Raw genomic sequence first — 14,523 nt, forward strand, 5'->3', positions numbered from 1 at the left:
CTCCGGTCGGAGTTGACGGCGCTCGTGGGGAGCCGGTCACGGAAAACGCCGCGCGTTGAGAACCTCGCGCGGCGTTTTTTGTTGCGGGCCGGGGAGGGAGCTCTGCCCCCGCGCTTGCGCGCCCCCCGGGATATTTCAATCAAGGAGAAGTTCAGGCCTCCTCCATCGCCTCCAGCTCGTCGATGAAGCCTTCGATCATCGACAGGCCCTTGTCCCAGAAAGCCGGGTCGGAGGCGTCGAGGCCGAAGGGCGCGAGCAGTTCTTTGTGATGCATCGAGCCGCCCGCTTCCAGCATCGCGAAATACTTGTCCTGGAAGCCCTCGGGCGCGGCCTCGTAGGCGGCGTAGAGCGCGTTCACCAGCCCGTCGCCGAACGCATAGGCGTAGACGTAGAAGGGCGAGTGGACGAAGTGCGGGATGTAGGACCAGAAGGTCTCGTAGCCGTCCATGAATTCGAATGCCGGGCCGAGGCTTTCGCCCTGCACAGACATCCATAGCGCGTTGATGTCCTCGGGCGTCAACTCCCCTTCGGCGCGCGCCGCATGCAGCTTGCACTCGAAATCATAGAAGGCGATCTGGCGGACGACCGTGTTGATCATGTCCTCGACCTTGCCGGCCAGAAGCGTCTTGCGCTCTTCGCGGGTCTTCGCCGCAGCGAGGAGTTTGCGGAAGGTCAGCATCTCGCCGAAGACGGAGGCCGTCTCGGCCAGCGTCAGGGGCGTGTTGGCCAGCATCTCGCCCTGTTTCGCGGCCAGCACCTGATGGACGCCGTGGCCCAGCTCATGCGCCAGCGTCATCACGTCGCGCGGTTTGCCGAGGTAGTTGAGCATCACATAGGGGTGGACGGTGGTCACGGTCGGATGCGCGAAGGCGCCCGGTGCCTTGCCCGGCTTCACGCCCGCATCGATCCAGCCTTTCTCGAAGAAGGGCTGCGCGATATCGGCCATGCGCGGATCGAAGCCGGAATAGGCGTCGAGCACGGTGTCCTTCGCCTCGTCCCACATGATGTCGCGCGGGGCTTCGGTCGGCAGCGGCGCGTTGCGGTCCCAGATTTGCAGCTTCTCGAGGCCAAGCCATTTCGCCTTCAGCTTGTAGTAGCGATGCGACAGACGCGGGTAGGCCGCGACCACGGCGTCGCGCAGCGCCTGCACCACTTCCGGCTCCACGTCGTTCGACAGGTGGCGACCGGTCTGCGGCGTCGGCATCTTGCGCCAGCGGTCCTCGATTTCCTTTTCCTTGGCCAGCGTGTTGTGGATGCGCGAGAAGGTGCGGATGTTCTCGCCGAACACGTTCGCCAGCTCCTTCGCCGCCGCTTCGCGTTTTTCGCGATTGTGGTCGGAGAGGAGCGTCGTGGTGGCCTCGAGCGACAGTTTCTCGCCCTGCACCTCGAATTCCAGCGCCGCGGTGGTCTCGTCGAAGAGGCGGTTCCACGCGGCAGCGCCGACGACCGATTGGTCGTGGAGGAATTTCTCCAGCTCGTCGGAGAGCTGGTAGGGTTTCATCGCGCGCATGCGGTCAAACACCGGCTTGTAGCGGGCGACGCGCTCATCGGCGAAGACGGCCTCGTAGGTCGCGTCCGGGATGCGGTTGAACTCAAGGCTGAAGAAGACGAGCGGCGTGGTGTAGGTGGTGATCTTGTCCTGCGCGTCGGACAGCAGCTTCACCCGTGCCGGGTCGGTCGTGTTCTGGTAATAGCGCAGGCCGACATAGGACATCACGCGGCCCGCTTTCTCGTCGATTTCCTCGTAGCGCTTGATGCAGTCTGCCATGCCCGCCGCGTCGAGATCGGCCAGCTTGCCTTCGTAATCGGCGGCGAACTCGGCGCAGGCTTTTTCCAGCCACGCCATGTCCTTGCTCAGTTCCGGCGCGTCGGGGGCGGGGTAGAGATCGCTGAGATCCCATTCGGGCAGATCGCCGAACGCCCCTGCATTGGCATTCGCATCGAAGACGGGGCGGCGGTGTGTCAGCGTCATGGGTATCCTCATGTATGTCTGGCTCATGTATGTTTGGTTGTTTTCCAGATAGGGGCAGGGGCGCCGCCGTGACAAGGGCGCGGGCTCGCTGGGTGTTGCACAATTTTTCGGCAGATGCCGCGAAATGAGCGATCCCCGGGCGCGCCGCGTTGCTTAACTTTGGGCATCGCCTTTTACTCGCGAGGCACACGGCCTAGACTTAAATAAAAGACTAGGGGGGCATATCCGGCGCGATGACAGAGTATTTCAACGAGATGTTCGACGGCGGCAAAGTGCGTCAGCCCTATAGCGGGCTCGATGGCTGGATGCGCGAAATGCCCTCCGAGCTGCGCGCGATGAAACAGGCCGAGGCGGAGGCGCTGTTTCGCCGGATCGGGATCACCTTCGCGGTCTACGGCGAGGGCGGCGACCCGGACCGCCTGATTCCCTTCGACATGTTTCCACGCGTCTTCACGCAGGCTGAATGGCGTAAGTTGGAGCGCGGAATCAAGCAGCGCACCCGGGCGCTGAACGCCTTCCTGCTGGATGTCTACGGGCGTGGCGAGATCGTGCGGGCGGGGCGTATCCCGGCGCGGCTGGTCTATCAGAACGATGCGTTCGAGCGCGCGGTTTCGGGCTTCATCCCGCCGCGCGGCATCTACAGCCATATCGTCGGCGTCGATCTGGTGCGCACGGGGCCGGATCAGTTCTACGTGCTCGAGGACAACTGCCGCACGCCCTCGGGCGTCTCATATATGCTGGAGAACCGCGAGATCATGATGCGGATGTTCCCGCAGCTGTTCCGCGAGAACCGGATCGAACCGGTGGATGGATATTCGGACGCGCTGCGCCGCACCTTGGCCTCGGTCGCACCGGCGAAATGCGAGGGCGAGCCGACGGTCGCGATCCTGACGCCGGGCCATTTCAACTCGGCCTATTACGAGCATTCCTTCCTCGCCGACCTGATGGGCGTCGAGCTGGTGGAGGGGCCGGACCTGTTCTGCGAGGGCGGCTTTTGCTGGATGCGCACGACCGAAGGTCCGAAGAAGCTCGACGTGATCTATCGCCGGATCGACGACGCTTTCCTCGATCCGCTCTGCTTCCGCCCGGATTCGATGCTGGGCATTCCCGGCCTGATGGATGTCTACCGCTCGGGCGGTGTGACGATCTGCTCGGCACCGGGCGCGGGCGTCGCCGACGACAAGGCGATCTACACCTTCGTGCCGGAAATGGTGCGCTTCTATCTCGGCGAGGAGCCGCTTCTGGAAAACGTGCCGACGTGGCAATGCGCCAAGGCCGACGATTGCAAATACGTGCTCGAACATCTCGACGAGCTTGTGGTGAAAGAGGTTCACGGTTCCGGCGGTTACGGCATGCTCGTCGGGCCGAAATCGACGAAGGAGCAGATCGAGAATTTCCGCCACAAGATCGAGGACAATCCCGAGAACTACATCGCCCAGCCGACGCTCGCGCTGTCGACCACGCCGACTTTCGTGGAAGAGGGCGTGGCTCCGCGCCATGTCGATCTGCGGCCCTATTGTCTCGTCGGCGAGAAGATCGAGCTTGTCCCCGGCGGGCTGACCCGCGTCGCGCTGACTGAAGGGTCTCTTGTCGTGAACTCGTCGCAGGGCGGGGGCGTGAAAGACACCTGGGTTTTGGCGGAGTGATCGGATGCTGAGTAGAACCGCTGAAAACCTGTTCTGGGTCGCGCGCTACATGGAGCGCGCAGAGACGATGGCACGGCTTCTGGAGGTCGGCGCGCGGATCGCGCTGACGCCGTCGACCGGTCATGGCTACCGTTCCGAATGGGAGAGCCTGCTGCAAGCCTCGGGCACTGCCGATGGCTTCTCCGAGAAATACAGCGATCCGGTGCAGCGCAACATCGAGAGCTACCTGTTCTTTGATCGCGACAACCCGTCCTCGGTGATATCCTGCGTCGAGCGTGCACGGGAGAACGCGCGCATCGTGCGTACGGCGATCACTGGTCAGGTCTGGGATACGCTCAACACCGCGTTCCAGGAGATCCGCCAGATCGAGCGTCAGCCGCGCTCTGAATGGGAGATTACAGAGCTGTGCGAATGGGTGGCCCGGCAATCGGCGCTGCTGCGTGGAGCGATGGACGGCACGATGCTGCGCAATGACGGGTTCTTCTTCATGAACCTCGGTTATGCGCTGGAGCGGGCCGACAACACCGCGCGTCTGATCGACGTGAAATATTTCGTGCTCCTGCCCTCGGTGGAGATGGTGGGCTCTGGCCTCGACAATTACCAGTGGCAGGTGCTGCTGCGCGCGCTGCAATCCTATCGCGCCTTCCACTGGGCCTATGGCGGCGAGTTGACGGCGTCGAAGATCATGCATTTCCTGATCCTCAACCCGGCCAGCCCGCGCTCGCTGATATCGGCGACGCGCAAGGCGATGCACCACCTCGACAATCTCGAAAGCTTCTACGAGGTCGAGCCGGGCACCGGCCTGCCGCAGATGCGGGCCAAGGCGCTGATGACCGAGCTGAACCAGACCCAAGTCGCCGAAATTATCGAGGAAGGCCTGCACGAGTTCCTCACCCGTTTCATCGGCGAGATCGGGCAGCTTACCGCGCTCGTTCAGCAAACCTACCTGTCGGGAGATGCGCGATGATCCTCACCGTCAACCATGTCACCACCTATGATTACGACGCGCCGATGGGGGCCGCGGTGCAGTCGCTGCGCATGTTCCCCTCGCGCTTCGACGGCCAGCGCGTCATCGAATGGGACGTCTCGGTCGAAGGCGGTCTCCGGGGCGGGTCGTTCCGCGACGGCGCCGGTGACCGTATCGAGGGCTGGTCGATCCGCCCACCGGTCGACGAGGTCGCGATCACCGTGACGGGGCAGGTCGAAACTTTCGATACCTCGGGCGTGCTGCGCGGTCACCGCGAGCTGGTGCATCCGATGGCGTACTTGCGCGAGACCGTCGCGACATGGATCGACGACAGTCTGGCGGCGCTGGCCGAAGAGGCCGTTGCAGGGGCCACGGAAAATCTCGATCGGGCGCATCGCCTCAGTGCCGCGATCTCCGAAGCGATCGCCTACAAGCCGGGCGCCACCCATTCGCACACCACAGCCGCCGAGGCGCTGGCGCAGGGCGAGGGGGTCTGTCAGGACCATGCCCATGCGCTGGTCGCGGTAGCCCGCTGTGCCGATCTGCCTGCGCGCTATGTTTCGGGCTACCTGTTCGCGGCCGATGATGGCACCCCGCACGAGGCCGCCCATGCCTGGGCCGAAATATGGATCGCGGGCATCGGCTGGATCGGCTTCGACCCGGCGAACAAATGCTGCCCGGACGAGCGCTATATCCGCCTCGGCTCCGGGCTCGATGCGCGCGAAGCCGCGCCGATCCGTGGCATCACCCAAGGCTCGGGCGAGGAGCGACTGCACGTCACAGTTGCCTTGGACCAAGTCCAGCAATAGATTGCGCGCTTGTCAGGGATCAGGGAACGAACATGACCTATTGCGTAGGCCTCTTGCTGAACGAGGGGATGGTGCTGCTGTCGGACACGCGGACCAATGGCGGGCTCGACAACATCGCGACCTATCGCAAGATGTTCACCTTCGAAGAGCCGGGCGAGCGTGTGATCGCGATCATGACCGCGGGCTCGCTCTCGGTCACGCAAACGACGCTGGCGCGGTTGCGCGAGGCAGCGGATGCGAGCGACGCGACGGGCGACAGCTCGATCATGGAAGCGCCGACGATGCTGAAAGTGGCCGAGATCATCGGCAACACGATGGCGGGCGTGCGCAAGGACATCACCAGCCGGATGGATGCCGAGCGGGTTTCGACCTCGGCCTCGATGATCGTCGCGGGCCAGCGCGCGGGCGGTGAGATGCGGATGTTCCTGATCTACCCGGAGGGCAACTTCATCGAAGCCACCGAGGACACGCCCTTCCTGCAGATCGGCGAGCATAAATACGGCAAGCCGATCCTCGATCGCGTGGTCCGTCCGGACACAAACCTGATCGATGCGCAGAAGGCGGTACTCCTTTCGATGGATTCGACGCTGCGCTCGAACCTCTCGGTGGGGATGCCGCTCGATCTGGCGGTGATCAAGAAGGACGAGTGCCGGATCTCCAGCCAGCGCCGCATCGAGGCGGGCGACAATGATTTCGCGGAAATGTCGGAAGCCTGGTCGAACGCGCTGCGCGACAGCTTCACGCAGATTCAGCTTTGACCGGGTCGCGGGCGTCCAGCCCGCCCGCCGCGTCGAACAGCGCGGTGCAGCCGTCGTAGAAGCGTTTCCGCGTTGCGGGGATTTCCATCATCAATTCGTGCTCGGCGTCGGGGATCACGTCCAGCGTGCCTTTTGGCCAACGCCCCATCCGGTCATGGACCGAGGGCGTGTGAACGATCTTCTCCGCCCCGCCCAGGCCGCAATAGCAGGGCAGGTCGGGGGAGGGCAGGGCTGCCAGCGCCTCGCATTCCAGCAGGCTCTCGGCGACCCAGTGGATCGTCGGGCCGGCCAACGTCAGTTCGGGGCGCTTCGCGGCCTGCTCGAGCAGCCAGGCCCACATCCCGGGATCGCGGGTCAGGCGGTTCGCCTCGAAACTGTCGCGGTAGACATAGGTGGTGCCGTTCATGCCGGGCGGATAGTTGTTCGCGAGGAAGCCGTCGCCCAGAAGGTTTGCCAGCACGATGCGGAACGGGTGCAGCAGCGGCGAGGTGGCGATCCCCCACATCGGCGCGGAGAAAGCCACCGCGTTGAAGCGATGGTGTTCATGCATCACCGCGCGCAGCGCGATTGCGCCGCCCATCGAATGGCCCACGATGTAATAGGGTTGCGGCAGACCGAGCTCGTCCGCAGCGTCGATCACCGCATGCAGATCCCACTGGTAATCCTGCAAGCCGCCGACATGGCCCTTCTCGGGTGCGTCGGGCAAAAGCCGGTCGGCCAGGCCTTGCCCGCGCCAGTCGATGGCGAGCATGGCATAGCCCCGGGCCGCGAATTCCGCGGCCGCAGGGCCGTATTTTTCGACATATTCGGTGCGCCCGCATCCCAGAAAGACCGTGCCGCGTGGTTGGGGCGGTGCTGGCCAATGTGCGAAGCGTATCCGCACCCCATCTTCCGCCGTCAGCCAATAGGCAGCGCCGCCCTCAGGGCCGCGCGCGATCTCTTCGAAAATCGGGGCGCGTTCCATCAGGCCAGAGCCGCACCCAGCTGCATGGCGAGGCCCATCGAGCCGTCGACCGAAAGTTTGCCGGACATGAAGGCCGCGGTCGGGTTCACGTCGCCGTTGAGCATGCCTTCGAAGGTCTCGCGATCGGCGGTCAGAACGACTTCCGCGTCGTCGTCGCCTTCACGCACGCCGTTCTCGTCGGCAATGATCGAGCCTTCGCCTTCGATCACGAATTTTGCAGTCGAAGAAAACCCATCGGGCAGTTTCGCCCGCAGCGCCTCAACGGCCTTGTCGATAACCTCGCTCATCGCGTCCTCCAATTTTGATGGCCGGGCTCTCGCATTCTCCGGCAATTGCATTACAGTCATGATTTATGTGGCAGCGATTTGACAGATACAAATGTGTCGTCACGGCATTTTGCTTTTCGGCGATGCTGGGAACAATGGCGGCATTCCCCGCCAGCGCCGAAACCGCAGGTCTGGACCCGTATTTCAAAGAGTTGGCTGATCCCAACGATCCGGGCTGGTCGCGCGCCGAGGCGGACATCCGCAGGGCGTGGTCGCGGTCGGGATCCGCGGCGATGGACCTGCTCCTGAAGCGCGGCGAAGAGGCTCTGGACGCCGGCGATACCGAGGCCGCGATCGAGCATTTCACGGCGCTCACCGATCACGCGCCCGATTTCGCCGCTGGCTGGAACGGGCGGGCGACCGCCTATTTCATGGCCGGGCTCTATGGCCCCTCGGCGGCGGATATCGCGCGTACCCTGAAGCTGGAGCCGCGACATTGGGGCGCGCTTGCAGGTCTGGGGGCGATCCTCGAGGAGATGGGCGACGACAAGCGCGCGCTTGAGGCCTATAAGAAGTCTTTTGCCTTGAATCCGCATCAACAGGATGTGAAAGACGCCATTGCGCGCCTCGACGAGGCGCATCAGGGCACGGCTCTCTGAGAGCTGGAACGGAGCTGCGATGCAAGGCGGGCGGATCACGGCCGTTCTGGGGCCGACCAATACCGGCAAAACCCATTACGCAATCGAGAGGATGCTGGCGCATCGGACCGGCGTCATCGGACTGCCGCTGCGGCTCTTGGCGCGCGAGGTCTATGACCGGATCGTCGCGCAGCGCGGCCCCTCGGTCGTGGCGCTGGTCACCGGCGAAGAACGTATCGTGCCCGAGCGGACGCAATATTGGGTCTGCACGGTCGAGGCGATGCCGACGGGGATCGGCGCGGATTTCCTCGCCATCGACGAAATCCAGCTATGTGGCGATCCCGAGCGGGGCCATGTCTTCACCGATCGGCTGCTGCATGCGCGCGGGCTGCACGAGACGCTGTTCCTCGGCTCCGAGACGATGCGCGGGGCGATCGCGGCGCTGGTGCCAAAGGTGCAGTTCACCAAGCGCGAGCGGTTTTCCGAGCTGACCTATTCCGGCTCGAAGAAAATCTCCCGGATGAAGCCGCGCTCGGCCATCGTGGGGTTTTCGGTCGAGAACACCTACGCGATCGCGGAACTGATCCGCCGCCAGAAGGGCGGCTGCGCGGTGGTGATGGGGGCGCTCTCGCCCCGCACCCGCAACGCGCAGGTCGCGATGTATCAAAATGGCGACGTCGACTATCTGGTCGCCACCGATGCGATCGGGATGGGGCTCAACCTCGATATCGACCATGTCGCGTTTTCGGCCACGTCGAAATTCGACGGGCGGCGGATGCGTCCGCTTTTCCCGCATGAACTTGCGCAGATCGCAGGTCGCGCCGGGCGCCACACCACCGATGGCACGTTCGGGGTGACCGGCGAGGCGCGGCCGCTGCAGCCCGAGGTGATCGAGGCGGTCGAGAACCACCGTTTCGCGCCGCTGCAGAGGCTGCAATGGCGCAACGCGCGGCTCGAATTCGGTACCGTGGACCGGCTGATCCAATCGCTCGACGCGCGGCCCGCCGAACGCGATGGCGGCGAATGGCTGACCAAGGGACGCGAGGCCGACGATGCGCGCGCGCTCAAGGTGCTGGCCGAGGATCCGGCGATCCGCGACCGCGTCACCAGTCCAAAGGACGTGCAGCTTCTCTGGGATGTCTGCCGAATCCCCGATTTTCGTTCGATTTCCGAGGCCGAACATGCAACGCTTCTGGCGCGCATCTTCGAGTTCCTGCAATCGGGCAAGGGCGTGCCCTCGGACTGGCTCGCGCGCCAGATCGAGCGTATCGACAGGACGGGCGGCGATATCGACACGCTCTCGCGTCGTCTCGCCTTCATCCGCACATGGACCTATGTTGCGCAACGCAAAGGGTGGGTCGATGATGAAAGCCATTGGCGCGAGGCGACCCGCGCTGTAGAAGACCGCCTGTCGGACGCGCTTCATGGCGCGCTGACGCAAAGATTTGTGGACCGGCGCACCTCTGTGTTGATGCGCCGGCTCAAGCAGAAGGAGACCCTCGTGGCCGAGGTGAACGACAAGGGCGAAGTGACGGTGGAAGGCGAATTCGCGGGCCGTCTGGAAGGATTCCGGTTCAAGCAGGACGAGACCGGCTCGCCAGACGAGGCGAAGATGCTTGCCCGCGCGGCGTATGAGGCGCTCGCGCCCGAGTTCAATCTGCGCGCGGACCGCTTCTACAATGCGCCCGATACGGAGATGGATTTTACCGAGCAGGGCGGCCTGATGTGGGGCGACACCGCTGTCGGCAAGCTGGTGAAGGGGCCCGATGTCCTGAAGCCGACCGTGCAGGCTTTCGTCGACGACGAGGCAGGCGCGGATGTGGCCGAGAAGGTTACGCGCCGTCTACAGCATTTCATCGACCGCAAGGTTGCCGCCCTGTTCGAGCCGCTTCTGGCGATGAGCCGCGACGAAGAGCTGACGGGTCTCGCCCGTGGCTTCGCGTTCCGCATGGTGGAATCGCTGGGTATCATCCCGCGCGAGCAGGTCGCCGCCGAGGTGAAGGATCTCGATCAGGACGCGCGCGGTTCTCTGCGCAAGCACGGCGTGCGCTTCGGCCAATACACGATCTTCATGCCCGCGCTTCTCAAGCCCGCGCCGACGCGTCTGCGCCTCGTGCTGGCCTCGCTCTGGTCGGGCGCGGATGAATTCCCCGAAAGCCCGCCTCCGGGCCTCGTGACGATCCCGAATATCGATGCGTTCGATGCCGAGACCTATCGCCTGTCGGGCTACCGCCCCTCGGGCGCGCGGGCGATCCGCATCGACATGCTCGAACGTCTCGCCGATCTGCTGCGCACGCAGGATAGCCGCGGCGGGTTCGAAGCCAATCCGGACATGCTCTCGATTACCGGCATGACGCTTGATCAGTTCGCCGATCTGATGAGCGGTCTGGGCTACAAGGCCGAGAAAGGCGAGCGCGCGAAGGTGAAGGCCGCCGATCTTGAGAAGGCCGAAGAGCAAGCCGGTGCCGAGGCCCTCAAGACCGAGCAGGCCGACGAGGCGAAAGCCGAGGCCGGCGGCGGCGAGCAGCCTGCCGAGACCCATCCCGAGGCGGAGGCTGCGGCCGAGGCCGGCGGCGACATGGTGGCAGCCGATGACGTGACCAGCGACGAGGTCGAGGTCTTCTACACCTTCACTTGGGCGCCGCGTCCGCGCGGCAACCGTCCGCCACGTCGCGATCAGGGGCAGGGTGGCAAGCCCGGTGGCGAACGTGGCGAGCGCAAGGGCGGCGGCAAGCCGCATGGCAAGCGCGACGGCAAAGGCAAGAAGGGTGGCAAGCCGCAAGGCGCGCGCAACTTCGAGGCTCGTCCGCCGAAGAAGGACAAGCCGGTTGATCCGGACAACCCCTTCGCGGTTCTGGCAGCCCTCAAGGACAAGAAGTAACGTCCCGCCATGGCTGACGCGCCCGAGCGCATCCGCATCGACAAATGGCTCTGGCAGGCGCGGTTCTGCAAGTCCCGCGGCCTCGCGCAGGAGCTGGTGCAGGGTGGCAAGGCGCGCGTCAACGGTCAGCGCATCGACAAGCCCGGCCGGGCGATCGGCCCGGGCGATGTGCTGACCTTGCGGCTCGGCAAGGGCGAAGACGCACGAATCTGTGTGCTGCGGGTACTGGAATGCGGCACACGGCGCGGCCCCGCGGTCGAGGCTCAGACGCTTTACACCTTGCTCGAACCGGAGGGATAGGCTGTGCGCAATGCCGCAGCGAAAAGCCGGGCCTCTCTCTTGAAAGAGGGTTCATCCCCCGCTAGGACGGGGCAGGAAGCTGTTCAATCGGGGTTTCACCAATGACCTACGTCGTCATCGATAACTGCATCAACTGCAAATATACCGACTGCGTCGAGGTCTGCCCGGTGGATTGCTTCTACGAGGGGGAGAACACGTTGGTGATCCATCCCGACGAATGCATCGATTGTGGCGTCTGCGAGCCCGAATGCCCCGCCGATGCGATCCGTCCGGATACCGAGCCGGGAATGGAATCCTGGGTCGAACTAAACCGGAAGTATTCCGAGCTCTGGCCGGTGATCACCCAGAAGAAAGATCCGATGCCGGAAGCCGAGAAATACGACGGCGAGAGTGGCAAGCTGGAGAAGTATTTCTCCGAGGCGCCTGGCGAAGGCGACTGACGGGTCGGTGATTCTGACCAATTTTCCCCGATTCTCTGGGAGTTGGGGCGGTTTACGCTGCGGCATTTTGTCAAAATCCCCTGCGTAACTCTTTGAAAACGCATCATATTACATATGCGCGACAGTTACGCGCTTTGAAATTCATGCGATTCTTGCTATATTACTGTCACAAATGAGTTCGACCCCACCTTTTGCGTCGCCCGCTCGCCCGCAAAAGAGATCTCGTGACTGACTGACGAACGCGGAGCTAGAGAGCCCCGTGGGCGTCGTATGCTCGCTGGATACCGGGGTTCGTGACCGGCTGCAAGGAAACGAACCGCATGACCAAAACCAAGAAGACCGAATTCCGCCCCAACGATTTCGTCGTCTACCCGGCGCATGGCGTAGGGAAGATCATGTCCATCGAAGAACAGGAAATCGCCGGGCTCAAGCTCGAGCTTTTCGTGATCTCCTTCGAGAAGGACAAGATGACCCTCCGCGTGCCGACGCACAAGGCGACCGAAGTCGGGATGCGCAGCCTGTCTTCGCCCGACATGGTGACCAAGGCCCTCGAGACCCTCAAGGGTAAAGCCAAGGTCAAGCGGGCGATGTGGTCGCGCCGTGCGCAGGAATACGAACAGAAAATCAATTCGGGCGACCTGCTCGCGATCGCTGAAGTGGTGCGCGACCTGCACCGCAGCGACGATCAGCGCGAGCAGTCCTACTCGGAGCGCCAGCTTTATGAAGCCGCGCTCGAGCGTCTGACCCGCGAAGTGGCCGCCGTTTCGGGCACCGACGAAGAGCGTGCCGCGAAAACCGTTGACGAGGTTCTGGTCGGCCGCGCCGCCTGATCGCGCACACGCGGAACTTTTCCAACGCGAGGCTTGCGAGCCTCGCGTTTTTTCATGGGCGAAGGGCAAGGGAGCCGTTGCCCGCGATCACGCTTCCGGCCCGGTCTTTTCGTTGCCCGGGGCCTCGCGATCGCTTTCGTCGCGCTCGCCGCGGCGGCGGAACTGCTCCATCATTGCGGCTTCCAGCTCTGCGTTGAGCTCCTTCGTGCGCGCGATGTACTCGGCGTTCTGTTCGACCGGCACGCCAGGCTTCCAGACCTGCGCCAGGTCGCGCACGGCGGCCCGGTCGAGCTTGAAGAACAGTTTCTCCAGCTCCGAGGCTTCGAAGGCCGACAGTCCCGCGTTCTCGAGCACATACCGCCCGGCGCGCAGGGAGCTGTCGAACATCTCGCGCACGATGTCATTCGCGCCGGCTCGATACAGATCGAACACATGCGTCCGGTCGCGCGCGCGGGCGACAATGTGAAGGTCGGGCCGGATGCGGCGCGCATAGGCCACGAGCTTCGTGGTCTGTTCGCGCCCGTCGAGCGCTGCGACCAGCACCCGCGCCTGATTGATGCCGGCCGCGGCGAGCAGGTCGGGGCGCGTCGGATCCCCGAAATAGCCCTTGAAGCCGAAGGTTCGCATCAGCTGGATCGTCTTGAGATCGGCGTCCAGAACGGTCGTGCGCATGCCGGACATCGTCACCAGACGGTTCACCACCTGCCCGAAACGGCCCACGCCTGCGATGATGATCGGCTGCTGCTCGTCGATCGCGTCCGGGTCGGGGCCCGGCGGCTTGCGCAGCCTGAGGCCGATCTGCTCGTGCAGGATGAACAGCAAGGGCGTGATGAGCATCGACAGTGCGATCACCACCAGAAGCTTCTCGGCCAAGGCATTCGGCAAAATCCGTTGGCCGACCGCGAAGGAGACCAGCACGAAGCCGAATTCGCCAGCCTGCGCGAGACTCAGCGTGAACAGCGAACGATCCGGCCCGCGGATCTTGAACAGCACCGACAGCCCGTAAAGCACCGCCGATTTCAGCGCGACCAGCAGGAAGACCAGCGCGAAGATATTCGCGGGCTGCGCGGTGATGACGTCGAAATTGATGCCCGCGCCGACGGTGATGAAGAACAGGCCCATCAGCAGGCCCTTGAAGGGCTCGATATCGGATTCCATCTCGTGTTTGAACTCGCTGTCGGCCAGCACGACCCCGGCGAGGAAAGTCCCGAGCGCGGGCGAGAGACCTACGAGGTTCATCAGGCTCGCGATGCCCACCACGATCAGCAGCGCCATCGCCGTGTTCACCTCGCGCAGCCTTGCGCCTTGCACGAACCGGAACAGCGGGCGCACTAGGTAATGCCCGATCAGCACGGTGAAGGCGACCGCGGCCAGCGTGATCACCGTGACGCCCCAGGCGGGCAACGAGTCGATCACGCGCGCCACGACGTGATCGCCGTGCCCAGCCTTGGCCACCGCCCGCGCGCCGGGCAGGGCCAGAAGCGGCATCAGCGCCAGCATCGGGATTACCGCGATATCCTGCGTCAGCAGCACCGCGAAGGAGGACCGCCCGCCCGCCGTCTGCATCAGTCGCTTCTCGTTGAGAGTCTGCAACACGATCGCCGTCGAGGACAGTGACAGCGTCATCCCGATCGCGAGCGAGACACGGAAATCCTCGCCCATCGTCATCACGATCGCGGTGACGAGGATCATCGTGACCAGCACCTGCAACCCGCCGAGACCGATCAGCTTGTCGCGCATCGCCCATAGCGCACGCGGCTCCAGCTCCAGTCCGATCAGGAACAGCATCATCACCACGCCGAACTCGGCGAAATGCTGCAGGTCGGTCATCTCGGCGCCGGAGAGCCCCGTGACCGGGCCGATCAGGATGCCCGCGATCAGGTAGCCCAGCACAGAGCCAAGGCCGGCACGGGTGGCCAGCGGCACTGCGATCACCATCGCGAGCAGGTACAACGTGGCTTGAAAGAGAAAGCTTTCCATCGGCGGCTTGTTTCCTTGGGCGGTGCGCGGGAGGGGGAGGGGCGCGACGCGTCTACGTCCCAGCGTAATCCA

General features: G+C 64.1%; 13 protein-coding genes. 9 read left to right on the top strand and 4 right to left on the bottom strand.

From position 1 onward, the window contains the following. Window positions 1-151: 151 nt before the first annotated feature. A complete protein-coding gene (locus B6V72_RS04805; RefSeq protein ID WP_088727325.1) occupies window positions 152-1,972 on the bottom strand; it encodes a M3 family oligoendopeptidase in 1,821 nt (606 codons plus the stop codon). Between the two features lie 233 nt (window positions 1,973-2,205). Between B6V72_RS04805 and B6V72_RS04810 the strand changes: the two genes are divergently transcribed. The 4 genes from B6V72_RS04810 to B6V72_RS04825 are packed head-to-tail and all read left to right on the top strand — an operon-like array spanning window position 2,206 to window position 6,152. Continuing rightward, window positions 2,206-3,618: a circularly permuted type 2 ATP-grasp protein gene (locus B6V72_RS04810; RefSeq protein WP_075774078.1), complete on the top strand. Its 1,413-nt coding sequence runs from the start codon at window positions 2,206-2,208 to the stop codon at window positions 3,616-3,618. A 4-nt stretch (window positions 3,619-3,622) separates the two neighbouring features. Further along, the gene (locus B6V72_RS04815) at window positions 3,623-4,585 is read left to right on the top strand and encodes an alpha-E domain-containing protein (RefSeq protein ID WP_088734879.1); all 963 of its coding nucleotides are present in this window, start codon (window positions 3,623-3,625) and stop codon (window positions 4,583-4,585) included. Further along, window positions 4,582-5,394, top strand: a complete 813-nt coding sequence (locus B6V72_RS04820; RefSeq protein ID WP_088734880.1) for a transglutaminase family protein — start codon at window positions 4,582-4,584, stop codon at window positions 5,392-5,394. Before B6V72_RS04815 ends, B6V72_RS04820 begins: the two co-directional genes overlap by 4 nt. 32 nt (window positions 5,395-5,426) lie before the next feature. Next, window positions 5,427-6,152, top strand: coding sequence for a peptidase (locus tag B6V72_RS04825; RefSeq protein ID WP_075774081.1), 726 nt, complete (start codon window positions 5,427-5,429; stop codon window positions 6,150-6,152). Here B6V72_RS04825 and B6V72_RS04830 read toward each other — a convergent pair. Together B6V72_RS04830 and B6V72_RS04835 are read right to left on the bottom strand one after the other, a co-directional pair. After that, entirely contained in the window at window positions 6,133-7,116 is a 984-nt protein-coding gene (locus tag B6V72_RS04830) for an alpha/beta hydrolase (protein WP_088722363.1), read from the bottom strand. The genes B6V72_RS04825 and B6V72_RS04830 overlap by 20 nt on opposite strands. After that, complete coding sequence (locus B6V72_RS04835; protein WP_075774083.1) at window positions 7,116-7,403, bottom strand: SCP2 sterol-binding domain-containing protein; 288 nt, start codon at window positions 7,401-7,403, stop codon at window positions 7,116-7,118. Before B6V72_RS04835 ends, B6V72_RS04830 begins: the two co-directional genes overlap by 1 nt. Before the next feature lie 134 nt (window positions 7,404-7,537). On the opposite strand from B6V72_RS04835, the gene B6V72_RS04840 reads away from it, so the two are divergent. From B6V72_RS04840 to B6V72_RS04860, 5 genes are all read left to right on the top strand, one after another. Further along, window positions 7,538-8,041 carry a tetratricopeptide repeat protein gene (locus B6V72_RS04840; protein WP_233242988.1) on the top strand — a complete coding sequence of 168 codons (504 nt, stop codon included), beginning with the start codon at window positions 7,538-7,540 and terminating at the stop codon, window positions 8,039-8,041. A gap of 19 nt (window positions 8,042-8,060) precedes the next feature. Further along, window positions 8,061-10,901 carry a helicase-related protein gene (locus B6V72_RS04845; protein WP_088734881.1) on the top strand — a complete coding sequence of 947 codons (2,841 nt, stop codon included), beginning with the start codon at window positions 8,061-8,063 and terminating at the stop codon, window positions 10,899-10,901. 9 nt (window positions 10,902-10,910) lie between these two features. Next, on the top strand, window positions 10,911-11,201 hold the full coding sequence (locus tag B6V72_RS04850) for an RNA-binding S4 domain-containing protein (RefSeq protein WP_075774086.1): 291 nt from the start codon (window positions 10,911-10,913) through the stop codon (window positions 11,199-11,201). A gap of 101 nt (window positions 11,202-11,302) precedes the next feature. Beyond that, window positions 11,303-11,641 carry a ferredoxin FdxA gene (gene fdxA, locus B6V72_RS04855; RefSeq protein WP_075774087.1) on the top strand — a complete coding sequence of 113 codons (339 nt, stop codon included), beginning with the start codon at window positions 11,303-11,305 and terminating at the stop codon, window positions 11,639-11,641. 320 nt (window positions 11,642-11,961) lie between these two features. Beyond that, on the top strand, window positions 11,962-12,471 hold the full coding sequence (locus B6V72_RS04860; protein ID WP_075774088.1) for a CarD family transcriptional regulator: 510 nt from the start codon (window positions 11,962-11,964) through the stop codon (window positions 12,469-12,471). Window positions 12,472-12,558: 87 nt separating this feature from the next. Here the strand turns inward: B6V72_RS04860 and B6V72_RS04865 are convergent, their stop codons facing one another. Continuing rightward, the gene (locus tag B6V72_RS04865) at window positions 12,559-14,451 is read right to left on the bottom strand and encodes a monovalent cation:proton antiporter-2 (CPA2) family protein (protein ID WP_075774089.1); all 1,893 of its coding nucleotides are present in this window, start codon (window positions 14,449-14,451) and stop codon (window positions 12,559-12,561) included. Window positions 14,452-14,523 lie beyond the last annotated feature (72 nt).

It is taken from the genome of Thioclava sp. F34-6 (genome assembly GCF_002213235.1).
In the GTDB taxonomy this organism is placed as follows: domain Bacteria; phylum Pseudomonadota; class Alphaproteobacteria; order Rhodobacterales; family Rhodobacteraceae; genus Thioclava; species Thioclava nitratireducens.

Bases quoted from the DNA above. Each gene is read 5' to 3' on its own strand.
- B6V72_RS04805 (WP_088727325.1), bottom strand. From the start codon at position 1,972: ATGACGCTGACACACCGCCGCCCCGTCTTCGATGCGAATGCCAATGCA.
- B6V72_RS04810 (WP_075774078.1), top strand. From the start codon at position 2,206: ATGACAGAGTATTTCAACGAGATGTTCGACGGCGGCAAAGTGCGTCAG.
- B6V72_RS04815 (WP_088734879.1), top strand. From the start codon at position 3,623: ATGCTGAGTAGAACCGCTGAAAACCTGTTCTGGGTCGCGCGCTACATG.
- B6V72_RS04820 (WP_088734880.1), top strand. From the start codon at position 4,582: ATGATCCTCACCGTCAACCATGTCACCACCTATGATTACGACGCGCCG.
- B6V72_RS04825 (WP_075774081.1), top strand. From the start codon at position 5,427: ATGACCTATTGCGTAGGCCTCTTGCTGAACGAGGGGATGGTGCTGCTG.
- B6V72_RS04830 (WP_088722363.1), bottom strand. From the start codon at position 7,116: ATGGAACGCGCCCCGATTTTCGAAGAGATCGCGCGCGGCCCTGAGGGC.
- B6V72_RS04835 (WP_075774083.1), bottom strand. From the start codon at position 7,403: ATGAGCGAGGTTATCGACAAGGCCGTTGAGGCGCTGCGGGCGAAACTG.
- B6V72_RS04840 (WP_233242988.1), top strand. From the start codon at position 7,538: ATGGCGGCATTCCCCGCCAGCGCCGAAACCGCAGGTCTGGACCCGTAT.
- B6V72_RS04845 (WP_088734881.1), top strand. From the start codon at position 8,061: ATGCAAGGCGGGCGGATCACGGCCGTTCTGGGGCCGACCAATACCGGC.
- B6V72_RS04850 (WP_075774086.1), top strand. From the start codon at position 10,911: ATGGCTGACGCGCCCGAGCGCATCCGCATCGACAAATGGCTCTGGCAG.
- fdxA (WP_075774087.1), top strand. From the start codon at position 11,303: ATGACCTACGTCGTCATCGATAACTGCATCAACTGCAAATATACCGAC.
- B6V72_RS04860 (WP_075774088.1), top strand. From the start codon at position 11,962: ATGACCAAAACCAAGAAGACCGAATTCCGCCCCAACGATTTCGTCGTC.
- B6V72_RS04865 (WP_075774089.1), bottom strand. From the start codon at position 14,451: ATGGAAAGCTTTCTCTTTCAAGCCACGTTGTACCTGCTCGCGATGGTG.